Source organism: Streptomyces sp. D2-8, from assembly GCF_023184515.1.
In the GTDB taxonomy this organism is placed as follows: domain Bacteria; phylum Actinomycetota; class Actinomycetes; order Streptomycetales; family Streptomycetaceae; genus Streptomyces.
In genome coordinates, this window is record NZ_JAAHBP010000035.1 from 21,441 (window position 1) to 46,702 (window position 25,262).

The window sequence follows — 25,262 nt, forward strand, 5'->3', positions numbered from 1 at the left end:
CACACGACCTCTCCGGCGCGACGACGCGCCCGGAAACGAACCACAGCTCTTACGAAGGGGAGTGCCGAAATGGTCGACCGCAAGCTTAATGAAGGCGACGTACAGAGGCTTCAGACCGAGGTCGTCGATCGATACGACAACATCAGGGGATCGCTCGCGAAGCTGCAGGGCACGATCGACATGATCGAGAAGGCCTGGAGGGGACAGGGCGCCCAGGCGTTCAACACGAAGCAGACGGAAATCAACCAGCACATGGTCGCGATCGGCAAGATGCTCGACGATTTCCTCGAGGGCATCAACCTGAACAAGACCGACAAGCGCAACCTCGAAGACCAGATCGAAGCCGACCTCAAGCAGATCTCGGTAGACGATCTCGGTGGAAAGACTTCGGCGCTCAACAGCTACTGAGGCTACTGACGAGCCATCGGCGGCAGCGACCCGCACCGCGGTCCGGGCTGCGCAGTCCGGCTGAAATCTGCACAGAAACGAGGGAAAAATGTCCGGAGCCCACTACGACGAACTTGCCGTCACCTACGGCACCATGGACGCGCTCGCCACCGAGCTCGGCAATCAGGCAAAGAAGCTCGAGGAGGACCTCGAGGCCCTGAAGCAGGCCGTGCTCAACGTCTCCGCGGGCTGGGGCGGCGAAGCGTACGAGGAGTTCCAGAAGAAGTCCAAGCAGTGGGACACGCACGCACGGGGCATCCACCAGGCGCTGGTCAACATCTCAAAGCGAGTCAGCACCGCCGGCGGTGACTACCGCGGCGGCGACCTGAAGGGCGCCAGCTACTTCCAGTAGGAGCGCACAATCTGCAAGAACCAGGGTGGGCACGCACGGGAGGTGCCCACCCTGTGCTGTACCGCGTCTTTCAGAAGTCCTGCGCCACACGTCTGTGAGTGAACGAAAAGGGATCATGCACCGAACGCTTCGAGCCTGCGCTGTGTCCTGATGGGTATCGCCGGCCCGTCCCCCCTCGCCGTGGCAGCGGACACGACTCCCAGGCAGCGGTACCTCGGAGCCATGAAGGCCGAAGATCTGTGGAAGGTCAGCACGGGCAAGGGCATCAAGGGCGCAGTCATCAGCACTGGCCTGAACCCTGCTACGCCCGCTCTGCGGGGACAGGTCCTCACGGGGGTAGACGCCTCGGTGCGATCCGGGAACGTCAAAGGCAGCGTGACGGACACTACCGACACCACCGGTGCAGGGACCACAGCCGCCGAGCTCATCGCCGGAACGGGCCGCGGCGGCGGGCTGCAGGGACTCGCCCCCGGCGCCAAGATCATCCCGTTCCGTGTGCCGCCCGTCGCACACGACGATGCTCCTCACATCAACTACTACGCTGCAGCCCTCCTGAGCACCTCGTTCTCCTGCTCCAGCAACCGGATCCGCTTGCGGGCCTCGCGCAGCTCGGCCGATTCACCCGACGTCGTTGCGGGCCTGGCGCCCTCATCGGTCTCGGCGCGGCGCAGCCACTTCGACAACGTGATCGGGTGGACCCCAAAGTCGGCGGCGATCTGTTCCAGCGTGACGCCAGGCTCGCGGTTACGCGCGACCCGCACGACGTCCTCGCAGAACTCCTTCGGATACGGCTTGGGCACTGCAACATTTTTCCAGGCCGCTTCTCAGCAACCCAGGTCAGGTGTCACCCAACCCTGCAGCAGTCCCAACCCAGTCCGGACCCGCAAGTGGCGGACTGGCTCGACGCCACGTGTCGATGCAGCCCTCCGGGGGCGGGTGGGCTAGCTACTCACATGCGTACGTGATGCTTTCGCGTCATGATTGCGTGTTATTACGGCGAAGTCGTTGTTGTGTGCGGAGCTACTCGTCGATCTTGGGCGTCATGTCACACTTCGCTTTGGCGTGAGCATACGAAGAGGCTTTCCTTGTGAGCTTGATCAGCTCACCGCGCACCGCGGCATCGCTGGAGTTTCCCGCCTGTTTCAACTCGGTGGAAACGCTGAGATTGTATTGTCCACCTGGAGCCTTCCCAGCTGAAGTGCATGGAAGGAAGATGGCCGCGAACCTACTGGATGCGACGGCTTTATCTCCGGCCGTGAAGGGAGTGAGCGATTTGGTGGATGCCTCGTTCGCAGCTGTTCCTTTGACCCACTGAGTCCAGCTTTTTGCCGGCTCGTCTTCCATCAAGCGTGCTTTCACGACCAGTAGCTGTTTGCCGCCCCCAGAGACGAAACATGAGGACTCATAGGTGGCGTCCGTGGCGTCAACGCGAAGGCGCGCCTTTTCGTTGAAGGAGTACGAGGATTCCTCCGGCAGTACGTTCGTCAAAGCGTTGACCACGCTGGACGAGGGACCCAGAGAGGAGCATACCTCTCCTGCTTCAATCTCACCCTTCTCCCTGAAGGGCCAGAGCTTGTAAGAGTACGCAAGGCCTGCGAAGAGAGCCAAAGCGATCACAGATCCCACGATGAGAATCATTTTTGGGTGAGTGAGTCTCAATTTTCAGCCTTCCGAATCGAGTTGCCTGGGAATTCCCTCGCCATCGAAATAGTCGTGAATCTTCGTGCGAGCGCTGTCGAATCCACTCTCTGCTGAAGTTCCCACGGAGGCCTCGATGAGTGGATAGCTGCGGCCGGAATTCTTTCCTGCTTTTTGAGCCGCTGCTTCGACGGCGGCGTAGGTCGAGGACTTGGTGTCCTCGACCTTTTCGCCGTTGCGGTAAACGACCTCCCCCGAGCTGTCCTTCAGCGAGCCTTCGGTGATGCCGCTGATGATTTCGTCGGCAGCTGTGCCAGCCAAATCTCCGATGATGACGCCCCCAGGGCCAGTGGCCGGTGTTGCGGCCATACCGATCCCAATGCCGACAATGGCGCCGCCCCAAGTGCCGATACTCTCGATCTTGGCGTTGTAGTCGGCATCCTTAGCGCCACCCTCGAGCTCGCTCTCATAGGCTCGACCTGCGCCGATCATGCCCTCGATCTGCCCGGCGGTTCGGGCGATGTCGTCAATTCCTTGCTTGAGGCGATCTTGCACATCAAACGCCGGGTCGTTGGCGTATACCTCGGGATGCTCGAAGTGGTACTGCATCAATTGTGTCGTGTAGCTGGTCTGCCCCAGATTCACGGCTGCATAACTGTCGGGGTTTCGGCCGAGTGTGTAGAGGAAGCGCGTGGTATCCCTTTCGCTCAACTCTGCTGCTGTGCCTGCGATGGGGAAGAGTTGCGCCTCTCCCTTAGTTCCGGCATGAAGTCCGCGATGAATGTCAGGCATGTATTCAGCAGCGATCTGCCCCATGCTGTCTGACATATAGCCGTTCTTGGTTAGACGGGCCGGATCTTCCGAGATGGATGACACAAGGCTCTGTGTAATCTTGGCCTGGTCGGCATTGTGGGGCGGTGTATCCTTCGTCGGCATTTCACCCGCCGGATGCCCCGTAGTGGCGGCCTCCAACGCCGCAGCAAGATAGTTACGCCCTGCGATGCTGTCCTCGCCCTTGTTATCCGTGTCCTGTGGCCAGTCACGTTCCTCGAACAGGTAGTCAAAGTTGCTGAGAGCCCTCTTTCCCTCCTTCCCGTCACCGTCAGTGTCGTGCGTGAAGTCATGGTCCTCATCCTTCGTAACGAAGGTGCCGTTGAAGAACTCCGTAGCCGCATCCGGGTTATTGGACAGCCCCTTGAGGTACCCAGTCATCGGGTCCCAGCCCGAGTCGGTACCGGTGCGGTTGAGGAGCTGGTCGCCGCCCGTGCGAGTCCAGGCCCCGTGGCGCCCGTTGCCCGTGAACTTCTTCTCTGTCTCGATCACCTTGTCGCCGTAGTCGGCGAGGAATCGGTCGTCGTAGTTGCCGAACCGCATGAGATTGGTCATGACCTGCACCCCGAGGGGGAAACCGCCGTTGCGACCCACGGGCTTGTCGGCCAGGTCGGTCATTCTGTACTTCCAGTCCGACATGTCGGCGCTGTCGCTCTGTGATGCCGTAGCAAGCGTGAGACTGAGGTTCTTCTGCAGGTCGTCGAACTTGTCGGACCGCTTGTGGCCCAGTTCCCAGGCGCTGTTCGGATCGTTGACGCCGGTCCAGAAGTTGAGCGTCCCGTTCGGTCCGAGGCTCGTGGCGAAGCGCTCCGCGAACAGTTCGTCGTCCGCGTAGTTCTTGAGCCCCTTGTTGAGCCGGTCGAACTCCGCGGGGGTGAGGTCCTCGGGCTTCTTCTTCGCCAGCCTGGCCAGCTCGTCGGCTTTCTTGATCGCGTCGGCCGCCTCGTCCCGGCTGTTGTAGTTGGCGTCCGAGAAGCCCAGCCTGCTCTGGTCGGCAATGGCTGTGAGGACCGTGCTGGCTGACTTGTCGCTCTCCGTGGCCTTGTCGAGGATCTTTTGGAGCTCGTCTCGAAGCGCGGTGATCTCGCCTTTGTTGTCCTTGTCCTCCTGGACGCGGCCTTCCGGCGGGACATCCGTGGTGACGGTGAAGCCGCCTTCGTAACCGATCACCGTCAGCTTCTTCTGACGGCCGCGTTCAATGGCGTCGAGGAGCTGCCCCTTGTAGCCCTTCAGCTCGTTCCGGGTGTCCCTGAGGATCTTGTAGATGGAGTCCGCCTGGCCGTGTGCGTCCTTGAACTCCTCGGTCGTCTTGCCGATGAACTCCTTGGAGACGTCGGCGTTGACACCCGCCCACTCGGCCTTGTTGGCCGTGCCTCGAAGGCCCTTCTCGGCTTCTTCCTTCAGTGTCTCCAGATCCTTGACCATCGTCGACCAGTCGTCGACGGCATCGTCGAGCAAACTGAAGTCGGCTTTGCGAAGGGCGTCGAGATCCATTAGTTCTTGCCCTTCTTGTCATCGGGTTCGCCGTAGACCGAGTTCTGCTTGCCAGGAGGGCCGATACGCTCGTCGAAGCCCGCGTCCAGCAGGTCGATGCTGCTCATCTGCCGGCGGATATAGCCGTCGTCGTCGGCGTGCAACTTCTTGGTGACTCGCATGTGGTTTGAGATGTGTGCGCACGCGTCACGGAGGGAGGACAGCTGCTGGTCCCAGCGGAGCGCCACGTGTTGGAGCGCGCCGCCGAGGGCGAATCCGCCCTTTGTTAGGGTTCCAGCGGCGCTCTCGCTGGTGGGGACCGCTCTGCGCCCCTTGTTCCACAGATCGTCGTACAGGTCGAAGGCGTTCTGGCCGATCTTCGCCAGATCCTTCTGGCTGACCTTCAGGTCGCCGTACTGGATGGGATCCAGCGCAGGCCGTCCGCCGTCGCCGGGGTCCAACTGGTTCAACTGCATCCGGGTTGAGCCGTCCTGAGCTACCTGCGACTTCAGCTGCTCCCATTCATCCCACGCCATCGCGTCGGACCCCTTCCCCGTGTCCCTGTAAAGCCGTCCGATGGACGGCCATCCTGTCAAACGCGTAACAGGCCAGGCCCGTGAGCCCGTTCAAGGGAGTCTCGGACCTCTCACACTTCCCCCTCAAGTCGCATCTGAGCCGCGATCGCTAACCTCTGCGCAACCATCCTCAATCATTGCCACAGCTCAGACTAACGACACGATCCGCTTGGCCCGACGCCTCGAGCCCGGCGGGCTGTTCGACTCAGGGTCCCGGAACGGACGCTCCTGAAATCCACTCAGCGCCCGCTGGTCGGCCGCACCGAGCCCCACGAGCCCCAGAGCTAACGCGAGCATGGATATCCCCACCCCGACGATCAGAACGCCCCTTTCGGACCCAACCCGACCTGCACCAACGGCCTCCACTTCCGCCGAGACACAAAGACCCCCGCCCCGCAGGCATAGGCCGCGGCCGACCGCTGCCCAGCGAGTCCTACGAGTGATGGTGATCGACCACGCTCCAGACCGGGCACCGGAACTGCCGGGCGGCAATGATCTGTCATTGGACAGGGCCGCAGGTTGCGCCTGGTGGAGTCCCTGGCATGGCGATGGGGCTGGCATCGCACGAGCTTCGAGAGAAGCAGGTCTGGTGCACCTGCGCCCTGGACGAGGGGCGGGGATCGCCACGTCGAGCGCTGTGATGAGTATTTCGAGGTTGAGGGGTTGAACTGAGGGGCCGTCAAAGGGCGACTGTCCTGAGAGCCGTAGTTCACCAGCACCTTGGCCATGTCGTCGCGGATCTCGGGGGCGAACCCATCACCAGCGTCCGCGATGATCGACAGCGACCGATCGAGGGCCCTTCAGTGCGCGTTGCAGCCGAACCGTTTACCAGCGACGTCGACGAAGTTCTCGAACAGGTCCTTCGTGCGTGGGGTGCTGGACTCTCCGATGGCCGAGGTGTAGTCCTGCCCAAGCTCCATGGAGAAGTACGTCGGAGTGCCCGCGCAGTCGGCGACCACGTGCCGGGTGTCGAAGCCCGACACCTGGTGGCCCGCCACCCGCGGCTGCTCCTTGTATCCGGGCGAGGAGCGAATGCCCGCGACAATGTGCGGCTCCTGGGTCACGGCGTAGGTGGCGTGGCCCGTGACCTCGCACGACCAGGTGGAGCTGGTGCGGTCCTGGACCATCTCCCTCACCTTGGTCTGCCCTTTCGGACCTGGGAACTTCAGGCTGGTGAGGCCGCACACCACGCCGTCCTTGACCTGGCGCGCCTCTGGGGCAGCACCGAGGGTGTCGGGGGCGGTGAGGGGCTGCTCGGCCGCGCAGTCCGCCCGCTCTGCCGCGCTGTTGGCGACCTCGGTCAGGAGCCGGGTGAATTTCACCGGGGCCGAGCCGTCGGGGGCGTATCCCTCGATGATGGCGGGTCCGTCAGCCGTCGTGCAGGCGTCAGGCAGCAAGACCCAGCCGTGGTCCGCTCCGACAGCGCCAGTGGCGCCGCCGGAGAAGAAAGACAACGTGGTCGGGCTCGGCCAACGGCCGTTGTCGGTGAATGGGAAGTCACCGCGCTCGCGGCTCCCCGAGATCCTCAGGTACTCGGTGTCCGACCCCGGGAGGAAGGATGAGTTCTCCACTATGCAGGTGAAGGCGAGCCGGTCGCCCGGCCGGTCGTCCAGACCGTCGCGGTCGGAGACGCGTCCGGACTTGGAGAAGACGGCCTCGACTGAGTCGGTGGACACCAGCCCTCCGCACACGTCCTTGCCGTCGAAAAGGTTGGTGTTCAACCACAGATGGGCACCCACCGCCAGCACAGCGACCGCTAGGACGGGAGCAATGATCTTTCGTCCGAGACTTGCCCGGCCGCTCGTATCCGTCATCTCACTTCCTCGTCCGGGCCCCTTCGAGCGCAGCGGGCCGGCCACGCCCACGCGCCATGCCTTGCGCCACTTCTTCACCTGCCCTACCCCGCCCCACAGGCCAGCGGCGATCCCGGCGGTTCCTCACTCACCTCGAACCGCTTCGCGGCCTCCATGCGCACCTGCTCGCGGGCTTGTTGCCGCTTCGGAGGCAGCCCGCCACCCTGCGCGTACCTCATAGCGAGGCATACCAGGGGATCAAGCAATGCCACGAGCCTGCGGCATCAAAAGTTCAACCTCGGTATCTCACTCAGCTCAGCAGATCCAGAGTGACGAGAGTGCCGCCCACGAAGATCCAGATACCACCCATGATCCGGAGCGTCACCGAGGTCCCAATCATCGGCACAAAGCGGGAAGCGAACTGATACACCCGATCCGCGAGCCCCATAATATTCAGCGCAAAAAGCCAACCGAAAATGAAGAAGATCAGCGGCCCTGGGCCGATATTGAACACTATTCATCCGATCCGGTCTCTGTCTGCCAACGCGCCTTTCACCTTGAAGGCTCCCGACGTGACCCACCCATGGCCGTCCTTCGCGGCGAACGCCTTGACGGCAGCGTTGGTCTCGTCATCCGCCCAGTCACCTGATTTCCGGGTGTCGGGCTCGATGTGCTCCTCGATGGCCCGTGCAGCGGCCTTCTTCTCCGAGGGACTTGACGCCAGGTCCTTCCGACCGCCCCAGGAACCCATTGAGGGGCCCGAATCAGCGGGGTACTGGTTCAGTCGCATGCCGACGCCATGTGCAGCTGCGTGACCGTCGCCGTGCTGCTCTGCGACAGGTTCCGTCATGGTTCCCTGCCCCCGTGTGGTCGCTTGATGTGCGCCCGTCAGGCTAGCAACTTGGCCACCTCCTATGGGTGACAGGGACCATCCCCGCTGCCCACAGACTCAGTAGTCCAGCTGCACCAAACCCGTCTGCACCAACGGCCTCCCCCTCCGCCGAGACACAAAGACCCCCCGCCCCGCAGGCATGGGCCGCGGCCGGACCCCACCGAGCAGGTCTCCCTCGCCGGGGTCACCGGCGAGCACCACACCCTGCGCACCCAGTTCCTTCACGCGCTGCATGAACGCCTCGTAAGACGCCCGCCCCGCACCCGCCGTCGATCGCGCGATGATGAACCGCACCCCCACATCCCGGGCGAACGGCAACAGCTCCGTCAACCCAGCCAGCGGATTCCCGCTCGACGTGGCCACCAGGTCGTAGTCGTCGATGACGACGTACACCGTGGGTCCGCGCCACCAGCTCCGGTCCCGCAGCTGCTGGGCGGTGACGTCGGCTGTCGGTGTGCGGCGCTTCATCAGGTCGGCCAGGGCGGCCATGTGGTGGTCCATGGAGTTGGACATGGGGATGTACTCGGCGAGGTGCGACGACGGCGTCACGTCCAGCAGTGAGCGCCGGTTGTCGATGACGAACAGCTTGGCCTCGTCGCCCGAGTACCGCTGCGTCAGCTGTTGGATCAGCAACCGCAGCAGGTTCGACTTGCCCGACTCGCTCTCGCCGAAGACGAGGAAGAACGGGTCCTGCTCGAAGTCGACGAAGACCGGTTCAAGGTTGTCCTCGTCGAGGGCGAAGGCGACGCCGCGGCGCGGGAAGCGACCGCCCGGAGGAAGCTGATCGGCCGGGAACTCGCGGGGCAGCAAACGGACTTCGGGGGCGCCGGGGGCCTCCCAGTGTCGGGTGACCTCGGTCGCGAGGGCCGCCGTGGCGTCCGCCAGGTCCGTGTCGGAGGTGAGACCGTCTATGCGCGGCACCGCCGCCATGAAATGCAGCTTCTGCGGCGCCTGTCCGCGGCCGGGCACCCCCGCCGGGACGTTCGCGGCCACCTTGCGGTCCAGTTCGGAGTCCATCGTGTCGCCGAGCCGCAGCTCCAGGCGGTTCATGAGGTGGTCCTTGAGGTTGGCCCTGACCTCCATCGAGCGTGAGGCCGTCAGGATCAGGTGGACGCCGTAACCGAGACCGCGCGCCGCGATGTCGTGGATCACCTGGTCCATCGCCTCGTAGTCCGCGCGGAAGTTGCCCCAGCCGTCGATGACCAGGAACACGTCGCCCCAGGGCTGATCCGTGACCGGGATCTCGCCCCGGGCCCGCCTGGTCCGGAAGTCCGCGATCGAGGCGATGCCCGCGGAGCGGAAGAACTCCTCGCGGCGGTTCAGTACGCCGTACACCTCGGCCACCGTGCGCCGGACCCGCTCCGGATCCAGGCGTGAGGCGATCCCGCCCACGTGCGGCAGGCCGGCCACCGCCGCCATGCCGCCACCGCCGAAGTCGAGGCCGTAGAACTGCACTTCGTACGGCGTGTGCGTGAGTGCGAACGCCGAGATCAGGGTGCGCAGCAGCGTCGACTTGCCGGACTGCGGGCCGCCGAGGATCTGCATGTGGCCGGCCGCGCCGGAGAAATCGACCCAGAGCGGGTCGCGGCGCTGCTCGTAGGGCTTGTCCACCAGGCCCGCCGGTACGACCAGGCGGCCGGCGCCTTCGTAGCCCGGCTGTGTGAGTCCGCGGCCCTGTACCGCTGTGAGGCCGGGCAGGAGTGCGTCGAGCGGCGGCGGACTGTCCAGCGGCGGCAGCCACACCTGGTGTGCCGCCGGGCCCTGGGCCTCCAGCCGGCGCACGATCACGTCGAGCACGGTGTCGGCGAGCGCGTCGTCGACCTCCGGACCGTCCGCAGCCGAAGGGCGCTGCTGTGGCACGGCCACGTACTGCACCGGCACCTCGGCCGCCGTGAACAGCACCGGCCGCCGGTCCATCGGCAGCGGGCCGCCCAGCGTCGCCCGCTGCGTGCCCGAGCGGTACACGCCGGAGACGTAGGCCGCCTTGAATCGCACCATCTCGTCCGTACCGAACTTCAGCAGGCCGGAGCCCGGGACGTTCGGCAGCTCATAGGCGTCCGGTACGCCGATCGCCGCGCGGGACTCCGCGGCGGAGAAGGTGCGCAGACCGACTCGGTACGACAGGTAGGTCTCCAGACCGCGCAGGCGGCCTTCCTCCAGGCGCTGCGAAGCCAGCAGCAGGTGTACACCGAGCGACCGGCCGATGCGGCCGATCTGCACGAACATCTCGATGAAGTCGGGCTTCGCCGTCAGCAGCTCACTGAACTCGTCGATGACCAGCACCAGCGACGGAATGGGCTGCAGGGCGGCACCGGCCGCGCGGGCCTTCTCGTAGTCGTGGATGTTGGCGTAGTTGCCCGCGTCGCGCAGCATCTCCTGGCGGCGGTTGAGTTCGCCGCGGATGGAGTCGCCCATGCGGTCGACCAGGGTGAGGTCGTCCGCGAGGTTGGTGATGACGGCCGCGACGTGCGGCATCTGCGCCATGCCGGCGAAGGTCGCGCCGCCCTTGAAGTCCGCGAGGACGAAGTTCAGCGTCTCCGACGAATGGGTGACCGCGAGGCCCAGTACCAGCGTGCGCAGCAGCTCCGACTTGCCGGAGCCGGTGGCGCCGACGCACAGGCCGTGCGGGCCCATGCCCTCCTGCGCGGCCTCCTTGAGATCCAGCATCACGGGGCGTCCGTCCTCGCCGACACCGATCGGCACCCGCAGCCGCTCCGCCAGCGACCGCGGCCGCCAGGTGCGCTGGGTGTCGACGGACGCCGCGTCACCGAGGTTCAGCAGGTCGGTGAACTCCAGGTTGGCGAGCAGTGGTTCGTCGTCGTCACCGCCCGAGGCCATCCGCAGCGGGGCCAGCTGCCGGGCGAGGGCTTCGGCGGACTCGTAGGAAAGGACGTCGGGGGTTCCTTCGTAGACGACACCGTGTCCCGACTCCAGGTGCAGCGCTTCGGGCTGTACGACGATGGAGAGCTCGCCGCCGCCCGTCATGAGCTCGCCGGGGACCACATCGAGGACGGTGACGCCCTGGAGCCCTTCGGGATTGGCCAGGACCGAGTCCGGCGGCAGGGTGAGGCCGTCGAGTACGACGACGATGTGGGGCTCCTCCTGCAGCGGCGCCGCGTTCGGGTGGAAGCGCGGGCGGCCGGTCAGCCGGGTGGCGAGCAGGTTCTCCAGTTCGCGGCTGTCGCTGTCGATCAGCCTGCGGCTGCCCGCTCCGTCCACGGCGCCGGGCGCTTGGACGTGCGGCAGCCACTTGGCCCACTCCCAGTGGGGGAGGGCCTCGCGTCCCGCCGCCACCACGATGAGCAGATCATCCGGGGAGTGCAGCGCGGCCAGTGAGCCGGTGATGGCGCGGGCGGAGGACCGTACGGACTGCGGATCGCCGCTGATCGTGACGTGGTAGAACGCCCGCAACGAGACCGCCATCGGCAGGTCGTCCAGGGTGCTGTGGACGGCGAGGAAGCGCTGCATCGCACCTGCGGTCAGCGGCTCCAGCTGCTCGACGGGGGCGGTTTCGGGGGCGACGAGGGCCCTGGCGAGGGCCTGCGCGCCGAGGCCGATGCGGACCTGGGCGAAGTCCTCGTCGCCGGAGCGTCGTTCCCACACCCGGCTGCCCTCGGCGACCAGGGCCCACAGCTGTTCGGGGGAGGGGTGGAGGAAGTACTGCGCGTCACGCTGTGCCTTCGCCGTGTCGACGGCGGTGCGCCGGGTCTGCGCCAGGTAGCTCAGGTAGTCGCGGCGCATGTCCGCCAACTCCCCCTGGGAGCCGCGGCGGAAGCGGATCACCATCGCGACGGACATGGCGATGGTCGAGGCGATCATGACCATGCCCATGATCCTCATGAACGGCTGCCCGCTCGTGAAGAAGAAGACCACCGAGCCACCCATGCCCAACGTCGGCAGGAGTTGCATCAGCACGCTCTCCCGATGGCCCCGCGGAAGTTCCGGTGGAGGCTGCAGGATGATGTCCTGCGTGGACACTTCGGACGGCAGCACCCGAGGCGGGCGCTTCACGACGATGTGGCTCACTGGCATCCATTCCCTTGACCAGCCCGAGAGTCCGTCCGCCGCCCCGTGTCAGGCGGACGCAGGCCGCCGCGCGATCCTACTGACTCCCATGAAGGCAGGGGGCGATAGGGTGCCGGAAGTTCGCGTCGGCACACACGAGTTGCGCTGGAGCAAGCGGCGCATTGCGTCGGATCCCGCCGGCTGTCGGAAGCCCGGCGACGGCACGAAGAGCCGTTCCTGCGACCTCGCCGCACGAGCGGTCACAGTGGACGGGAAAACCGCGCAGGACTTCCGTACCGAAGGTAAAGAATCATCACTGAGGGGGAGCAGCAGGTGAGCATGACGGCCTCCGCGGCAGTCACCGGAGGGGGACCCGGTACGGGAACCCCCGCCGGGGCGGGCACGGGTCTCGGTTTCTGCCGCGTCACCATCGTCGCGCCCGACAGCCGGATCGACGTGGCGCTGCCCGACGACATCCCGGTCGCCGACCTCTATCCGGAGATCCTCACCCTCGCCCGGCAAAGTCCCGCCGAGGGCGCGCCCGTCGGCTACCACCTGGTCCGCCGGGACGGCACTGTCCTCGACAGTGCCCGTTCCTTCGCCGCCCAGCGCATCCTCGACGGCGAACTCCTCGCGCTGCGCCCGTTCTCCGAGTCGCTGCCGCCCGCCGTCTTCGACGACGTCTCCGAGGCGGTCGCCTCCGCCGTGACCAGCGAGCGCACCCTGTGGAGCGGCGACCTGACGCGCGCGGCGGGTCTCGTCGGGGGAGGCGTACTGCCGGTCCTGCTGGCGTTCGTGGCCTGGATGGGCGACCCGCTGCACGACATGAACAGCCTGCCCGGCATCCTCGCCGGCGTCACCGGTGTCCTCCTGGTCGTCCTGGCCTGCGTGCGCGCCCGGGTCTACGACGACCGGGCCTCGGCCATCGCCCTGGGGCTCGGCGCCCTCCCCAACGTCGGCGTGGCCGGCTCGGGCCTCCTGCCGCTCGCCGACGGACAGGGCATCGGCAGGCTCCAGTTCCTCCTCGCCTGCGCGGCGGTGCTGCTGGCCTCGGTCCTGCTCACCCTGTGCTCACCGAGCGGGGATGGCCCGTTCGTCGGTTTCGTCGTCGCCTCCGCCATCAGCCTGATCGCCGCGTTCGCGGCGATCCTCGCCGACTGGACGCCCTCCGAGATCGCCGCACTGTGCGCCCCGATCGCCGTCGGAGGCCTGGCCTTTCTGCCGGGGCTGTCGATGCGCTTCGCCCGGCTCCCGATCGGCTTCGACACCCCGAACACGGCCCCGCGCAGCGCGTACGCCACAGACCCCGCCCCCCAGGAGCCGGTCGACGCCGAGCGGGTCGCCGCCCAGGCGCGGCGTGGACACGAACTCCTGGTCGGTCTGGTGGGCGGCTGCGCACTGCTCGCCGTCGGTTCCTCGGCGGTCCTCGGGTTCTCCGAGAACGTCTGGGCCCAGCTCCTGGCTCTGGCGACCGGCCTGGCCATGCTGATGCGCGCCCATCTCTTCCGGTACACCGGCCAGGTGGCCCCCGTCCTGGCCGCCGGTCTCGCCTCTCTCGTACTGCTCGGCCTGGGGCTGGCACTCAATCCGCCGCAGTCGATCGTCCGCGAGGCCCTCACGGGCGACCGCAGCGACCTCGACCTCCGGACCATCTGGCTCGTCGCGGCGATCGCCGCGGCGGCCGCGCTCGTCACGGCGATCGGTCTGATCGTCTCGCGCGGCGGCCTCACCCCGTTCTGGGGACGCTTCCTGGAGATCGCCGAGGGCTTCGTGCTGCTGACCCTGGTGCCGCTGACCCTGGCGGTGTTCGACGTGTACTCGGCAGTACGCGCGATGACCAGCTGAGCCCTGCACCGCTATCGGTGTTCACCCGGTCCATCCGGGCGGCGCATCCACGACACCTACGGGAAGCGTCGAACGATGGCTGCGGGGCGCCGGTCCGCCGTCCAGCGGGGTAGCGGCGGCGGCAGGGCCGCCATGGAAGCCGTTTCCCGCTCCTCGGACGCGTCGCCGACCGTCACGAGGCAACGCCGCACAGGGGCTCGCGACTCGATGACCGGGTCGTCGGGGAGTGCCCGACGACCCGGTAAGGGCTCCCGTGCCCGCCCGTCACTCCGGGCCAAGACCCCCACTGCGGGGGGTCGGCTCAAGATCGAACTCCCCGTCCCGCGCCCCCAGCACGAACGCCCGCCACTCGGCCTCCGTGTAGCGCAGCACCGTGTCCGGGTCGAGCGACGACCGCATCGCCACGGCGCCCTCGGGCAGGTAGGCGATCTCGACCCGCTCCTCGTGCCCCTCGGTGCCCGGCGCGCTGTGCCACTCGACACCGGAGATGTCGAGGGCGTAGAGCTCGTCCCGCTCCCGCTCCTTGCGTGCCTTGATCTCCTCAGCCGTCTCCGCCATGCCGCAGCGACCCCTTCCCGACGTACCAATTCCCGACGTACCAACGATCCGAATCCGCTCACCCTAGTGGCCCCCTCCCCTCCGGCCGGGAGGTTCGAAAGACCAGGGCAAAGAGGCCCCCGACCGCCTGGTACCCTGGTCGACGGCCGTTTGTGTACGCACCCCCGGAGCTCACCGCTCTGGAGGCCGCGCCCAGCGGATCCCCGCCTTCCGAGTCATGGAAGCTCCCCCGAGACACAGACCGGGGGCACTCGGTGGCCATCAACAGACTACGAGGAGTACGCGTGCCGCTCGACGCCGCTACGAAGAAGCAGATCATCACCGAGTTCGGCCAGAAGGAGGGCGACACCGGCTCCCCCGAGGTCCAGGTCGCCATGCTCTCGCGCCGCATCTCGGACCTGACCGAGCACCTCAAGACCCACAAGCACGACCACCACTCCCGCCGTGGCCTGCTGATCCTGGTGGGTCAGCGTCGCCGCCTTCTCCAGTACCTGGCGAAGAAGGACATCCAGCGCTTCCGCGCGCTGGTCGACCGCCTCGGCATCCGCCGTGGTGCGGCGGGCGCCAAGTAAGACGCCGTGAGGGGAGCGGTTCCCGAAGGAATACGGGACCGCTCCCTTTGCTGTACGTGCGGAGTGTCACCACTGCTTTGTAGTGTGGTAGCACAACGCAATACGGACGACACAGCACGACAAGACGAGGAGAGGCGCACCTAGCCGCCGCCGGTCCTCGGTAGTGGCCCCCGGGAGAAGCGAACCCCGGGTGCTTCGATCGAAGACCGGCCCGCACAGCACGGCGCGCTTCTCCGCAACCGTCTCCCTGCCACACGGGCAGTCGGAGACGAGGACGAGGAGAAAACGCTAGTGGAGAACGAGACCCACTACGCCGAGGCCGTCATCGACAATGGCGCCTTCGGCACCCGCACCATCCGTTTCGAGACGGGCCGCCTGGCCAAGCAGGCCGCCGGCTCCGCCGTGGCGTACCTGGACGACGACACCATGGTGCTGTCGGCCACCACCGCCTCCAAGAACCCCAAGGACCAGCTCGACTTCTTCCCCCTCACGGTGGACGTCGAGGAGCGGATGTACGCCGCCGGCAAGATCCCCGGCAGCTTCTTCCGCCGTGAGGGCCGTCCCTCCGAGGACGCCATCCTCACCTGCCGCCTGATCGACCGCCCGCTGCGCCCCTCCTTCAAGAAGGGCCTGCGCAACGAGATCCAGGTCGTCGCCACGATCATGGCGCTCAACCCCGACCACCTGTACGACGTCGTGGCGATCAACGCCGCGTCCGCGTCCACGCAGCTGGCCGGCCTGCCCTTCTCCGGCCCGATCGGCGGCGTCCGCGTCGCGCTGATCCGCGGCCAGTGGGTGGCCTTCCCGACGCACACCGAGCTCGAGGACGCCGTCTTCGACATGGTCGTCGCGGGCCGCGTCCTGGAGGACGGCGACGTCGCGATCATGATGGTCGAGGCCGAGGCCACCGAGAAGACCATCAAGCTGGTCGAGGGCGGCGCCGAGGCGCCGACCGAGGAGGTCGTCGCGGCCGGTCTGGACGCCGCGAAGCCCTTCATCAAGGTGCTCTGCAAGGCCCAGTCGGACCTCGCCTCCAAGGCCGCCAAGCCGACCGGCGAGTTCCCGATCTTCCTGGACTACCAGGACGACGTTCTCGAGGCCCTCACCGCCGCCGTCAAGCCGGAGCTCGCCTCCGCGCTGACCATCGCTGGCAAGCAGGAGCGCGAGTCCGAGCTGGACCGCGTCAAGGCGCTCGCCGCCGAGAAGCTCCTGCCGGAGTTCGAGGGCCGCGAGAAGGAGATCTCCGCCGCGTACCGCTCGCTGACCAAGACCCTGGTCCGTGAGCGCGTCATCAAGGAGAAGAAGCGCATCGACGGCCGCGGTGTCACCGACATCCGCACCCTGGCCGCCGAGGTCGAGGCCATCCCGCGGGTCCACGGCTCCGCCGTGTTCGAGCGTGGCGAGACCCAGATCCTGGGCGTCACCACCCTGAACATGCTCCGCATGGAGCAGCAGCTGGACACCCTCTCCCCGGTGACCCGCAAGCGCTACATGCACAACTACAACTTCCCGCCGTACTCCACCGGCGAGACCGGCCGCGTCGGCTCCCCGAAGCGCCGCGAGATCGGCCACGGCGCCCTCGCCGAGCGCGCCCTGGTCCCGGTCCTGCCGACGCGCGAGGAGTTCCCCTACGCGATCCGCCAGGTCTCCGAGGCGCTGAGCTCCAACGGCTCGACGTCCATGGGCTCGGTCTGCGCCTCCACCATGTCGCTGCTGAACGCCGGTGTGCCGCTGAAGGCACCCGTCGCCGGTATCGCCATGGGCCTCATCTCCCAGGAGATCGAGGGCGAGACGCACTACGTCACCCTCACCGACATCCTCGGTGCGGAGGACGCGTTCGGCGACATGGACTTCAAGGTCGCCGGCACGAAGGACTTCGTCACCGCCCTCCAGCTCGACACCAAGCTGGACGGCATCCCGGCCTCCGTCCTGGCCGCGGCCCTCAAGCAGGCCCGTGACGCCCGCCTCCACATCCTCGACGTGATGATGGAAGCGATCGACACGCCGGACGAGATGTCCCCGAACGCCCCGCGGATCATCACCGTCAAGATCCCCGTGGACAAGATCGGCGAGGTCATCGGCCCCAAGGGCAAGATGATCAACCAGATCCAGGAGGACACCGGCGCCGACATCACGATCGAGGACGACGGCACGATCTACATCGGCGCGGTCGACGGACCGTCCGCCGAGGCCGCCCGCACCACGATCAACGGCATCGCCAACCCGACCATGCCGGAGGTCGGCGAGCGCTACCTGGGTACGGTCGTGAAGACCACCACCTTCGGCGCGTTCGTGTCGCTGCTCCCGGGCAAGGACGGTCTGCTGCACATCTCGCAGATCCGCAAGCTGGCCGGCGGCAAGCGCGTGGAGAACGTCGAGGACGTCCTCGGTGTGGGCGCCAAGGTCCAGGTCGAGATCGCCGAGATCGACTCCCGCGGCAAGCTCTCCCTGATCCCCGTGATCGAGGGCGAGACCGAGTCCAACAGCGGCTCCGACGACAAGAAGGACGACGCCGAGCAGTGACGTCCCGTGGCTTCAAGGCGACGGCCCGCACCTCTTCGGAGGCGCGGGCCGTCGCCCGTACCCAAACCCTCATCAAGGGCCAGAACGGCATCGGTACGGTCCGCAAGACCACCCTCCCCGGCGGCCTGCGCATCGTCACCGAGACCCTGCCCTCGGTCCGCTCCGCCACCTTCGGCATCTGGGCGCACGTCGGCTCCCGCGACGAGACCCCCGCGCTGAACGGCGCCACCCACTACCTGGAGCACCTGCTCTTCAAGGGCACCAGCCGCAGGTCCGCCCTGGACATCTCCTCCGCCCTCGACGCGGTCGGCGGCGAGATGAACGCGTTCACGGCGAAGGAGTACACGTGCTACTACGCACGCGTGCTCGATACCGACCTGCCGCTGGCCATCGACGTCGTCTGCGACATGCTGACCGGCTCCCTCATCCTCGAAGAGGACGTCAACGTCGAGCGGGGCGCCATCCTCGAAGAGATCGCCATGACCGAGGACGACCCGGGCGACTGTGTGCACGACCTGTTCGCGCACACGATGTTCGGCGACAACCCCCTCGGCCGCCCGGTCCTCGGCACGGTCGACACGGTCAACGCCCTCACCGCCGACCGCATCCGCCGCTTCTACAAGAAGCACTACGACCCGACCCACCTGGTCGTCGCCTGCGCCGGCAACGTCGACCACGCCAAGGTCGTCCGGCAGGTCCGCGCCGCCTTCGAGAAGGCCGGTGCCTTCAAGGACCTCGCAGCCGACCCGGTCGCCCCGCGCGGCGGCAAGCGTGCCCTGCGCACCGCGGGCCGCGTCGAGCTGATCGACCGCAGGACCGAGCAGGCGCACGTCGTGCTCGGCATGCCGGGCCTGTCCCGCACGGACGAGCGGCGCTGGGCCCTGGGCGTGCTGAACACCGCCCTCGGCGGCGGCATGTCCTCCCGTCTCTTCCAGGAGGTCCGCGAGAAGCGCGGCCTGGCCTACAGCGTGTACTCGTACACCTCCGGCTTCGCCGACTGCGGACTGTTCGGCGTCTACGCGGGCTGCCGCCCGTCGCAGGTGCACGACGTGCTGAAGATCTGCCGCGACGAGCTCGACCAGGTCGCCGAGCACGGCCTCTCGGACGACGAGATAGGGCGGGCGATCGGCCAGCTCCAGGGGTCCACGGTCCTCGGCCTGGAGGACACCGGCGCGCTGATGAACCGCATCGGCAAGAGTGAGCTGTGCTGGGGCGAGCAGATGTCCGTCGACGACATGCTGTCCCGGATAGCGTCGGTCACCCCGGACGACGTCCGCGAGGTCGCCCGCGAGATCCTGGGACGGCGGCCCTCCCTGTCGGTCATCGGCCCGCTGAAGGACAAACAGGCGACGCGCCTGCACGACACCGTCGCCTGACAATCCCCTGGTGAAGGAAGCACAAGAGATGAGCAAGCTGCGCGTGGCGGTCCTCGGCGCCAAGGGCCGGATCGGCTCGGAAGCCGTACGAGCCGTCGAAGCCGCCGAGGACATGGAACTGGTCGCCGCCCTCGGCCGGGGCGACAAGCTGGAGACGCTGACCGAATCCGGCGCCCAGGTCGCGGTCGAACTGACCACGCCCGACTCGGTCATGGCCAACCTCGAGTTCCTGGTCGGCCACGGCATCCACGCGGTCGTCGGCACCACGGGCTGGACCGACGAGCGCCTCGCGCAGCTGAACGGCTGGCTGTCCGCCTCCCCCGGGACGGGTGTGCTCATCGCGCCGAACTTCTCCATCGGGGCCGTCCTCACGATGAAGTTCGCGCAGCTCGCCGCCCCCTACTTCGAGTCCGTCGAGGTCGTCGAGCTGCACCACCCGAACAAGGTGGACGCCCCCTCCGGCACCGCCACGCGCACCGCCCAGCTCATCGCCGAGGCCCGCCGCGCCGCCGGCACCGCCCCGGCCCCCGACGCCACGGCCACCGCCCTCGACGGTGCCCGCGGCGCCGACGTCGACGGTGTCCCGGTCCATGCCGTCCGACTGCGCGGGCTGCTCGCCCACCAGGAGGTCCTGCTCGGCGCCGAGGGCGAGACCCTGACCGTCCGGCACGACTCGCTCCACCACAGCAGCTTCATGCCGGGCATCCTGCTCGGTGCCCGCCGCGTGGTGAGCACCCCGGGCCTGACGTTCGGCCTGGAACACTTCCTGGACCTGAACTGAGTCTCGGACCGTCATGCGCGCGAAGCTCACCTATGCCCTCACCGCCGCCGTCCTGGTCGTCTACTTCGTCCTGGCCGGCAGCCGCGGCGTCCTGCTCATCGAGACCGGCACGCCCCTCACCGTCACCTTCGGTGTCGCCGTGCTGATCCTGCCGGTCATCGGCCTGTGGTTCCTGTGGAAGAACACCCAGTTCGTCCGCAAGGCCAACCAGCTCGCCGCCGAACTCGACGCCGAGGGCGGCCTGCCCGTCGACGAACTGCGGCGCACCCCCAGCGGGCGCATCGACCGCGACTCCGCCGACGAGGTCTTCGCCAAGCGCAAGGCCGAGACGGAAGACGCCCCCGACGACTGGCGCACCTGGTTCCGCCTCGCCGTCGCCTACCACGACGCCCGGGACACCCCGCGCGCCCGCAAGACGATGCAGCACGCGATCGCCCTGCACGACGGCAAGCAGCCCGAAGCGGCCTGATCCGCACCCCCCTCATGCCGGTGGGGCCGGACCGTGCAAACGGTCCGGCCCCACCGGCATGAGGTCGAGGATGTCAGCGCGGGCCGTACTCCTCGGCCCATGCCTCGACCGAGTCCGCCGCCCGGTCGAAGGCCTCCGCGCGGCCCAGGAAGTCCGCGTTGTGCGTCGTCATCAGCGGCACCGGACCGGTGGCCTCCCGGCCCTGGCTTCCGAGCAGCAGCGCCTGGCCCTGCACGGTCCGGGGAAGTCCCAGCCAGCGCACCGGCTGCTGCACCGTACGCACGGAGACGACCTGCTCCCAGGACGCCGTACGCGTCGTGAGGAAACCCACGTGCCGCAGCCCGCGCGCGTTGACCCACACGCCCATGCGCAGCAGTCGCAGCGCCGCGGCGATGACGAACAGGGCGAGACCGAACACCAGCGTGGCCGAGGTCAGTTCGGCCGTGGCCGCGATGATGACCGCCGCGAACAGTACGAACGAGGCGAGCAGCAGCGCGAGCGCCGCGACCCCGACGCGCCACGGTCCGGGCCGGTACGGCCGCCGCCAGCGGTCACGGTCGTCGTAGGGCAACGGAACGTCGTCCGCCGCCTCGAATACGCGGTCGGCCGTCAGGAAGGGCAGGGGCACGGCTGGTCCTCACTCGATCCATGCGTGGGCTGTGCCCGGTGAGGCTACCGATCTGTGTCCCCGGTCACCACCGGCGGGGGGCCGGATGGAGTCACCCCCGGCCGGGGGCGGTTCAGCGCTTCTCGGACGCCTGCGACTGCTGGGGCTGATCGGCCGTATGGCCGGGCGTCAGCGCCGGGGTCCCGATGACCAGGGACCCCACGAGCCCCGCCACGATGGTGAGTCCCAGCAGCCATCGGCCGGCCATCTCACCGACGGACGGCCGCTCGCGCGGTGGGGGAGTGACATTGCTGCGGAACCTGTCGGCCTCGGCTACGAAGGCAAACGGTACGGGTTCACGCCGACCGAACATCAGGGGTGCGTCTCCTTCAAGGTGGAACGGATCACTTTCGTCTGTAGAGACGAACGAACTCCCTCAGAGGTGCCCCGTTTCACCGACTTCATTGCGGCACGGCACCGATCGGACCTGTTTCGCCGGGCCGTAGAGTGGCGTCGCCACACGACGAGATGGGAAGGCCCTGCCAACCGTGACCGACACCCCCGCCGACGACCTCAAGCCCAGCTACCGCAGCGACGTCACCGTCGAGCTGGTCAAGCACACCGCGTCCGACGCGGACGTCCTCTTCGCCGCCCGCGTCTCGACCCTCGGCGAGCAGTCCCTGGAGGAGCTGACCAAGGACCCCGAGCGTTCCAAGGGCCTGATCAACTACCTGATGCGGGACCGGCACGGCAGCCCCTTCGAGCACAACTCGATGACCTTCCTCATCAGCGCCCCGATCTTCGTCTTCCGCGAGTTCATGCGGCACCGCGTCGGCTGGTCGTACAACGAGGAGAGCGGTCGCTACCGCGAGCTCCAGCCCGTCTTCTACGTCCCCGACGAGTCCCGCAAGCTGGTCCAGGAGGGCCGCCCGGGCAAGTACGTCTTCGTCGAGGGCACCCAGGCCCAGCAGGAGCTGGTCGGCCGCGTCATGGAGGACTCGTACCGGCAGGCGTACGAGGCCTACCAGGAGATGCTCTCCGCCGGCGTCGCCCGCGAGGTAGCCCGTTCGGTCCTCCCGGTCGGCCTGTACTCCTCCATGTACGCCACGTGCAACGCCCGCTCGCTGATGCACTTCCTCGGCCTGCGCACCCAGCACGAGCTGGCGAAGGTCCCGTCCTTCCCGCAGCGCGAGATCGAGATGGTCGGCGAGAAGATGGAGGCCGAGTGGTCCCGTCTCATGCCGCTCACCTACGCCGCCTTCAATGCGAACGGACGCGTGGCGCCGTAACGCGCCCCCAGTCCCCCGGTCAGGTACAGATGTACGGTTCAGTCGCGCGAAGTGTCCGTATTGCGGCATTTGGAGAAGTTCATCTAGCCTGATCAAACGGGTCCGGCACTGCTTGAACCCCCGAGCAGGCAGTGCCGGGCTCCACCTTTGTCACGACTTGTCGCCTGCCCCGTGGGCAGACCCGGTCCTGAGCAACGAGTAGCGTGTAACCCATGGCTCCGACCTCGACTCCGCAGACCCCCTTCGGGCGGGTCCTCACCGCCATGGTCACGCCCTTCACGGCGGACGGCGCACTCGACCTCGACGGCGCGCAGCGGCTCGCCGCCCACCTGGTGGACGCAGGCAACGACGGCCTGGTCATCAACGGCACCACCGGCGAGTCCCCGACCACCAGCGACGCGGAGAAAGCGGATCTCGTACGGGCGGTCCTGGAGGCGGTCGGCGACCGCGCCCACGTGGTGGCCGGAGTCGGCACCAACGACACCCACCACAGCATGGAGCTCGCCCGGGCGGCGGAACGTACCGGCGCACACGGCCTGCTGGTCGTGACCCCGTACTACAACAAGCCCCCGCAGGAAGGCCTCTACCGGCACTTCACGGCCGTCGCCGACACCACCGGCCTTCCGGTGATGCTCTACGACATCCCCGGCCGCAGCGGCGTCCCCATCAACACCGAGACGCTCGTCCGCCTCGCCGAGCACCCGCGGATCGTCGCCAACAAGGACGCCAAGGGCGACCTCGGCCGCGCCAGCTGGGCCATCGCCCGCTCCGGCCTCGCCTGGTACTCCGGCGACGACATGCTGAACCTGCCCCTGCTCTCGGTCGGCGCGGTCGGCTTCGTCTCGGTCGTCGGCCACGTGGTCACGCCCGAGCTGCGCGCCCTGGTCGAGGCGTACACCTCGGGCGACGTCCAGAAGGCCACCGAGATCCACCAGAAGCTGCTCGCCGTCTACACGGGTATGTTCCGCACCCAGGGCGTGATGACGACCAAGGCGGCGCTCGCCCTGCAAGGACTGCCCGGCGGGCCCCTGCGTGCCCCCATGGTTGAGTGCGCGCCCGACGAGATCGAGCAACTCAAGATCGATCTTGCCGCCGGCGGGGTACAGCTCTGACATCAGACTTCGCGCGGACCCCCGCGCAACTGCTTCACAACTGAATACGCGGGCCACCGGTGCCCGCACCCCACACAGACAACTGCTTCTGCACGAACGTCACGCGCGCCACGTGCCCCACCGGTACGTGGCGTGCGTGGTTGAGGAGAGTCTTTTGAGCCATCCGCATCCTGAACTCCGCACGCCCTCGCCGCTCCCCGAGGGAGGCCTGCGGGTCACCCCGCTCGGCGGCCTCGGTGAAATCGGCCGGAACATGACGGTCTTCGAATTCGGCGGCCGCCTGCTGATCGTCGACTGCGGAGTGCTCTTCCCCGAGGAGGAGCAGCCCGGAATCGACCTGATCCTGCCGGACTTCTCGTCCATCAGGGACCGCCTCGACGACATCGAGGGCATCGTGCTCACGCACGGGCACGAGGACCACATCGGCGGCGTCCCCTTCCTCCTGCGCGAGAAGCCGGACATCCCGCTGATCGGCTCCAAGCTGACCCTCGCCCTCATCGAGGCCAAGCTCCAGGAGCACCGCATCCGCCCCTACACCCTTGAGGTGGCGGAGGGGCACCGCGAGCGCATCGGCCCCTTCGACTGCGAGTTCATCGCGGTCAACCACTCCATCCCGGACGCGCTGGCCGTGGCCATCCGCACCCCCGCGGGCATGGTGGTCCACACCGGCGACTTCAAGATGGACCAGCTCCCGCTGGACAGCCGCCTCACGGACCTCCACGCCTTCGCACGTCTGAGCGAGGAGGGCATCGACCTCCTCCTCTCGGACTCGACGAACGCCGAGGTCCCGGGGTTCGTCCCGCCCGAGCGGGAGATCTCCAACGTCCTGCGGCAGGTCTTCGCCGGCGCCCGCAAGCGCATCATCGTCGCGAGCTTCGCCAGCCACGTGCACCGCATCCAGCAGATCCTGGACGCGGCGCACGAGTACGGCCGCCGCGTCGCCTTCGTCGGCCGCTCCATGGTCCGCAACATGGGCATCGCGCGTGACCTGGGCTATCTGAAGGTCCCGCCGGGCCTGGTCGTGGACGTCAAGACGCTCGACGACCTCCCGGACAGCGAGGTGGTCCTGGTCTGCACGGGCTCCCAGGGCGAACCGATGGCGGCCCTGTCCCGCATGGCCAACCGCGACCACCAGATCCGCATCGTCCAGGGCGACACGGTGATCCTGGCGTCCTCCCTGATCCCCGGCAACGAGAACGCGGTCTACCGCGTGATCAACGGCCTCACCCGCTGGGGCGCCAACGTGGTCCACAAGGGCAACGCCAAGGTCCACGTCTCCGGCCACGCCTCCGCGGGCGAACTGCTGTACTTCTACAACATCTGCCGCCCGAAGAACCTGATGCCGGTGCACGGCGAATGGCGCCACCTGCGTGCCAACGCCGAGCTGGGCGCCCTGACCGGTGTCCCGCACGACCGCATCGTCATCGCCGAGGACGGCGTCGCCGTCGACCTCGTCGAGGGCAAGGCGAAGATCTCCGGCAAGGTCCAGGCGGGTTACGTCTACGTCGACGGTCTCTCGGTCGGTGACGTGGGCGAGCCGGCGCTGAAGGACCGCAGGATCCTCGGCGACGAGGGCATCATCTCGGTCTTCGTGGTCATCGACTCGTCCACCGGGAAGATCACCGGCGGTCCGCACATCCAGGCCCGCGGCTCGGGCATCGAGGACTCCGCCTTCAGCGACGTGGCCCCCAGGATCACGGAAGTGCTCGAACGCTCCGCCCAGGACGGCGTGGTCGAGCCCCACCAGCTCCAGCAGCTCGTGCGCCGCACGCTGGGCAAGTGGGTCTCGGACAACTACCGGCGCCGCCCGATGATCCTGCCTGTGGTGGTGGAGGTCTGACGGTCCGTCGGGCCTGAGCTCAAGCCAACTGGGAGCGGGGTGCCTCGATTTGCATCGAGGCACCCCGCTCCAGTAGGTTTACAACTCCTTCCGACGGGGCACCCGCGCCAACTCAGGCGCAGGGACCATGCCCGGCCGGGGAGGGAAATCCGACTCAGAAACTTCTGATAAAGTCGGAACCGCCGGAAAGGGAAACGCGGAAGCGGGAACCTGGAAAGCACCGAGGAAATCGGATCGGAAAGATCTGATAGAGTCGGAAACGCAAGACCGAAGGGAAGCGCCCG

The 25,262-nt window shown here is 67.5% G+C and carries 22 protein-coding genes and 1 pseudogene; 12 read left to right on the forward strand and 11 right to left on the reverse strand.

What is annotated here, in order from left to right:
* Positions 1–69 precede the first annotated feature (69 nt).
* The 3 genes and pseudogenes from G3I77_RS38780 to G3I77_RS41360 all read left to right on the forward strand — a co-directional run.
* Entirely contained in the window at positions 70–408 is a 339-nt protein-coding gene (locus G3I77_RS38780) for a WXG100 family type VII secretion target (RefSeq protein WP_097221214.1), read from the forward strand.
* A gap of 88 nt (positions 409–496) precedes the next feature.
* Positions 497–799, forward strand: a complete 303-nt coding sequence (locus G3I77_RS38785) for a WXG100 family type VII secretion target (protein WP_248511765.1) — start codon at positions 497–499, stop codon at positions 797–799.
* A gap of 222 nt (positions 800–1,021) precedes the next feature.
* Positions 1,022–1,237, forward strand: a pseudogene (locus G3I77_RS41360) (sortase-dependent protein); the annotation flags it as partial.
* A 98-nt stretch (positions 1,238–1,335) separates the two neighbouring features.
* Here the strand turns inward: G3I77_RS41360 and G3I77_RS38795 are convergent.
* From G3I77_RS38795 to eccCa, 8 genes are all read right to left on the reverse strand, one after another.
* Positions 1,336–1,599, reverse strand: coding sequence for a transposase (locus G3I77_RS38795; RefSeq protein ID WP_248511769.1), 264 nt, complete (start codon positions 1,597–1,599; stop codon positions 1,336–1,338).
* A gap of 220 nt (positions 1,600–1,819) precedes the next feature.
* On the reverse strand, positions 1,820–2,437 hold the full coding sequence (locus G3I77_RS38800) for a hypothetical protein (protein WP_248511771.1): 618 nt from the start codon (positions 2,435–2,437) through the stop codon (positions 1,820–1,822).
* 24 nt (positions 2,438–2,461) lie between these two features.
* A complete protein-coding gene (locus G3I77_RS38805) occupies positions 2,462–4,762 on the reverse strand; it encodes a DUF6571 family protein (protein WP_248511773.1) in 2,301 nt (766 codons plus the stop codon).
* Complete coding sequence (locus G3I77_RS38810; RefSeq protein ID WP_248511775.1) at positions 4,762–5,277, reverse strand: hypothetical protein; 516 nt, start codon at positions 5,275–5,277, stop codon at positions 4,762–4,764. Before G3I77_RS38810 ends, G3I77_RS38805 begins: the two co-directional genes overlap by 1 nt.
* 839 nt (positions 5,278–6,116) lie before the next feature.
* On the reverse strand, positions 6,117–7,037 hold the full coding sequence (locus tag G3I77_RS38815; RefSeq protein WP_248511776.1) for a hypothetical protein: 921 nt from the start codon (positions 7,035–7,037) through the stop codon (positions 6,117–6,119).
* Positions 7,038–7,419: 382 nt separating this feature from the next.
* Positions 7,420–7,623, reverse strand: a complete 204-nt coding sequence (locus G3I77_RS38820; RefSeq protein ID WP_248511778.1) for a hypothetical protein — start codon at positions 7,621–7,623, stop codon at positions 7,420–7,422.
* A gap of 3 nt (positions 7,624–7,626) precedes the next feature.
* On the reverse strand, positions 7,627–7,959 hold the full coding sequence (locus G3I77_RS41015) for a hypothetical protein (protein WP_308311449.1): 333 nt from the start codon (positions 7,957–7,959) through the stop codon (positions 7,627–7,629).
* Between the two features lie 99 nt (positions 7,960–8,058).
* A complete protein-coding gene (eccCa, locus tag G3I77_RS38830) occupies positions 8,059–12,027 on the reverse strand; it encodes a type VII secretion protein EccCa (protein ID WP_248511782.1) in 3,969 nt (1,322 codons plus the stop codon).
* Between the two features lie 312 nt (positions 12,028–12,339).
* Between eccCa and eccD the strand changes: the two genes are divergently transcribed.
* Positions 12,340–13,851, forward strand: coding sequence for a type VII secretion integral membrane protein EccD (eccD, locus tag G3I77_RS38835; RefSeq protein WP_248511787.1), 1,512 nt, complete (start codon positions 12,340–12,342; stop codon positions 13,849–13,851).
* A gap of 264 nt (positions 13,852–14,115) precedes the next feature.
* On the opposite strand, the gene G3I77_RS38840 is transcribed toward eccD, so the two are convergent.
* Positions 14,116–14,409, reverse strand: coding sequence for a DUF397 domain-containing protein (locus tag G3I77_RS38840; protein WP_248511789.1), 294 nt, complete (start codon positions 14,407–14,409; stop codon positions 14,116–14,118).
* 284 nt (positions 14,410–14,693) lie between these two features.
* Between G3I77_RS38840 and rpsO the strand changes: the two genes are divergently transcribed.
* The 5 genes from rpsO to G3I77_RS38865 all read left to right on the forward strand — a co-directional run bounded on the left by rpsO (position 14,694) and on the right by G3I77_RS38865 (position 20,130).
* Positions 14,694–14,981: a 30S ribosomal protein S15 gene (rpsO, locus tag G3I77_RS38845; RefSeq protein WP_003993372.1), complete on the forward strand. Its 288-nt coding sequence runs from the start codon at positions 14,694–14,696 to the stop codon at positions 14,979–14,981.
* 291 nt (positions 14,982–15,272) lie between these two features.
* Positions 15,273–17,504 carry a polyribonucleotide nucleotidyltransferase gene (locus G3I77_RS38850; RefSeq protein WP_248511792.1) on the forward strand — a complete coding sequence of 744 codons (2,232 nt, stop codon included), beginning with the start codon at positions 15,273–15,275 and terminating at the stop codon, positions 17,502–17,504.
* The gene (locus G3I77_RS38855; protein WP_248511793.1) at positions 17,501–18,880 is read left to right on the forward strand and encodes a pitrilysin family protein; all 1,380 of its coding nucleotides are present in this window, start codon (positions 17,501–17,503) and stop codon (positions 18,878–18,880) included. The genes G3I77_RS38850 and G3I77_RS38855 overlap by 4 nt, the downstream gene beginning before the upstream one ends.
* 28 nt (positions 18,881–18,908) lie before the next feature.
* Positions 18,909–19,661, forward strand: a complete 753-nt coding sequence (dapB, locus tag G3I77_RS38860; RefSeq protein ID WP_248511795.1) for a 4-hydroxy-tetrahydrodipicolinate reductase — start codon at positions 18,909–18,911, stop codon at positions 19,659–19,661.
* 13 nt (positions 19,662–19,674) lie between these two features.
* On the forward strand, positions 19,675–20,130 hold the full coding sequence (locus tag G3I77_RS38865) for a hypothetical protein (RefSeq protein WP_248511797.1): 456 nt from the start codon (positions 19,675–19,677) through the stop codon (positions 20,128–20,130).
* A 73-nt stretch (positions 20,131–20,203) separates the two neighbouring features.
* On the opposite strand, the gene G3I77_RS38870 is transcribed toward G3I77_RS38865, so the two are convergent.
* Positions 20,204–20,758: a hypothetical protein gene (locus G3I77_RS38870; protein ID WP_248511799.1), complete on the reverse strand. Its 555-nt coding sequence runs from the start codon at positions 20,756–20,758 to the stop codon at positions 20,204–20,206.
* A 112-nt stretch (positions 20,759–20,870) separates the two neighbouring features.
* A complete protein-coding gene (locus tag G3I77_RS38875; RefSeq protein WP_248511801.1) occupies positions 20,871–21,110 on the reverse strand; it encodes a hypothetical protein in 240 nt (79 codons plus the stop codon).
* 175 nt (positions 21,111–21,285) lie between these two features.
* On the opposite strand from G3I77_RS38875, the gene thyX reads away from it, so the two are divergent.
* The 3 genes from thyX (at position 21,286) to G3I77_RS38890 (ending at position 24,978) form a co-directional block, all read left to right on the forward strand.
* A complete protein-coding gene (gene thyX / locus G3I77_RS38880) occupies positions 21,286–22,026 on the forward strand; it encodes an FAD-dependent thymidylate synthase (RefSeq protein ID WP_248511805.1) in 741 nt (246 codons plus the stop codon).
* A gap of 212 nt (positions 22,027–22,238) precedes the next feature.
* Complete coding sequence (dapA, locus tag G3I77_RS38885) at positions 22,239–23,138, forward strand: 4-hydroxy-tetrahydrodipicolinate synthase (protein WP_248511806.1); 900 nt, start codon at positions 22,239–22,241, stop codon at positions 23,136–23,138.
* A gap of 154 nt (positions 23,139–23,292) precedes the next feature.
* Complete coding sequence (locus G3I77_RS38890) at positions 23,293–24,978, forward strand: ribonuclease J (protein ID WP_248511808.1); 1,686 nt, start codon at positions 23,293–23,295, stop codon at positions 24,976–24,978.
* Positions 24,979–25,262: the final 284 nt, after the last annotated feature.

Excerpts from the sequence above, each read along its gene's own strand:
- G3I77_RS38785 (WP_248511765.1), top strand. The coding sequence starts at position 497 with ATGTCCGGAGCCCACTACGACGAACTTGCCGTCACCTACGGCACCATG.
- G3I77_RS38780 (WP_097221214.1), top strand. The coding sequence starts at position 70 with ATGGTCGACCGCAAGCTTAATGAAGGCGACGTACAGAGGCTTCAGACC.
- G3I77_RS38875 (WP_248511801.1), bottom strand. The coding sequence starts at position 21,110 with ATGTTCGGTCGGCGTGAACCCGTACCGTTTGCCTTCGTAGCCGAGGCC.
- G3I77_RS38800 (WP_248511771.1), bottom strand. The coding sequence starts at position 2,437 with ATGATTCTCATCGTGGGATCTGTGATCGCTTTGGCTCTCTTCGCAGGC.
- G3I77_RS41015 (WP_308311449.1), bottom strand. The coding sequence starts at position 7,959 with ATGACGGAACCTGTCGCAGAGCAGCACGGCGACGGTCACGCAGCTGCA.
- dapB (WP_248511795.1), top strand. The coding sequence starts at position 18,909 with ATGAGCAAGCTGCGCGTGGCGGTCCTCGGCGCCAAGGGCCGGATCGGC.
- G3I77_RS38865 (WP_248511797.1), top strand. The coding sequence starts at position 19,675 with ATGCGCGCGAAGCTCACCTATGCCCTCACCGCCGCCGTCCTGGTCGTC.
- G3I77_RS38805 (WP_248511773.1), bottom strand. The coding sequence starts at position 4,762 with ATGGATCTCGACGCCCTTCGCAAAGCCGACTTCAGTTTGCTCGACGAT.
- G3I77_RS38840 (WP_248511789.1), bottom strand. The coding sequence starts at position 14,409 with ATGGCGGAGACGGCTGAGGAGATCAAGGCACGCAAGGAGCGGGAGCGG.
- G3I77_RS38810 (WP_248511775.1), bottom strand. The coding sequence starts at position 5,277 with ATGGCGTGGGATGAATGGGAGCAGCTGAAGTCGCAGGTAGCTCAGGAC.
- dapA (WP_248511806.1), top strand. The coding sequence starts at position 22,239 with ATGGCTCCGACCTCGACTCCGCAGACCCCCTTCGGGCGGGTCCTCACC.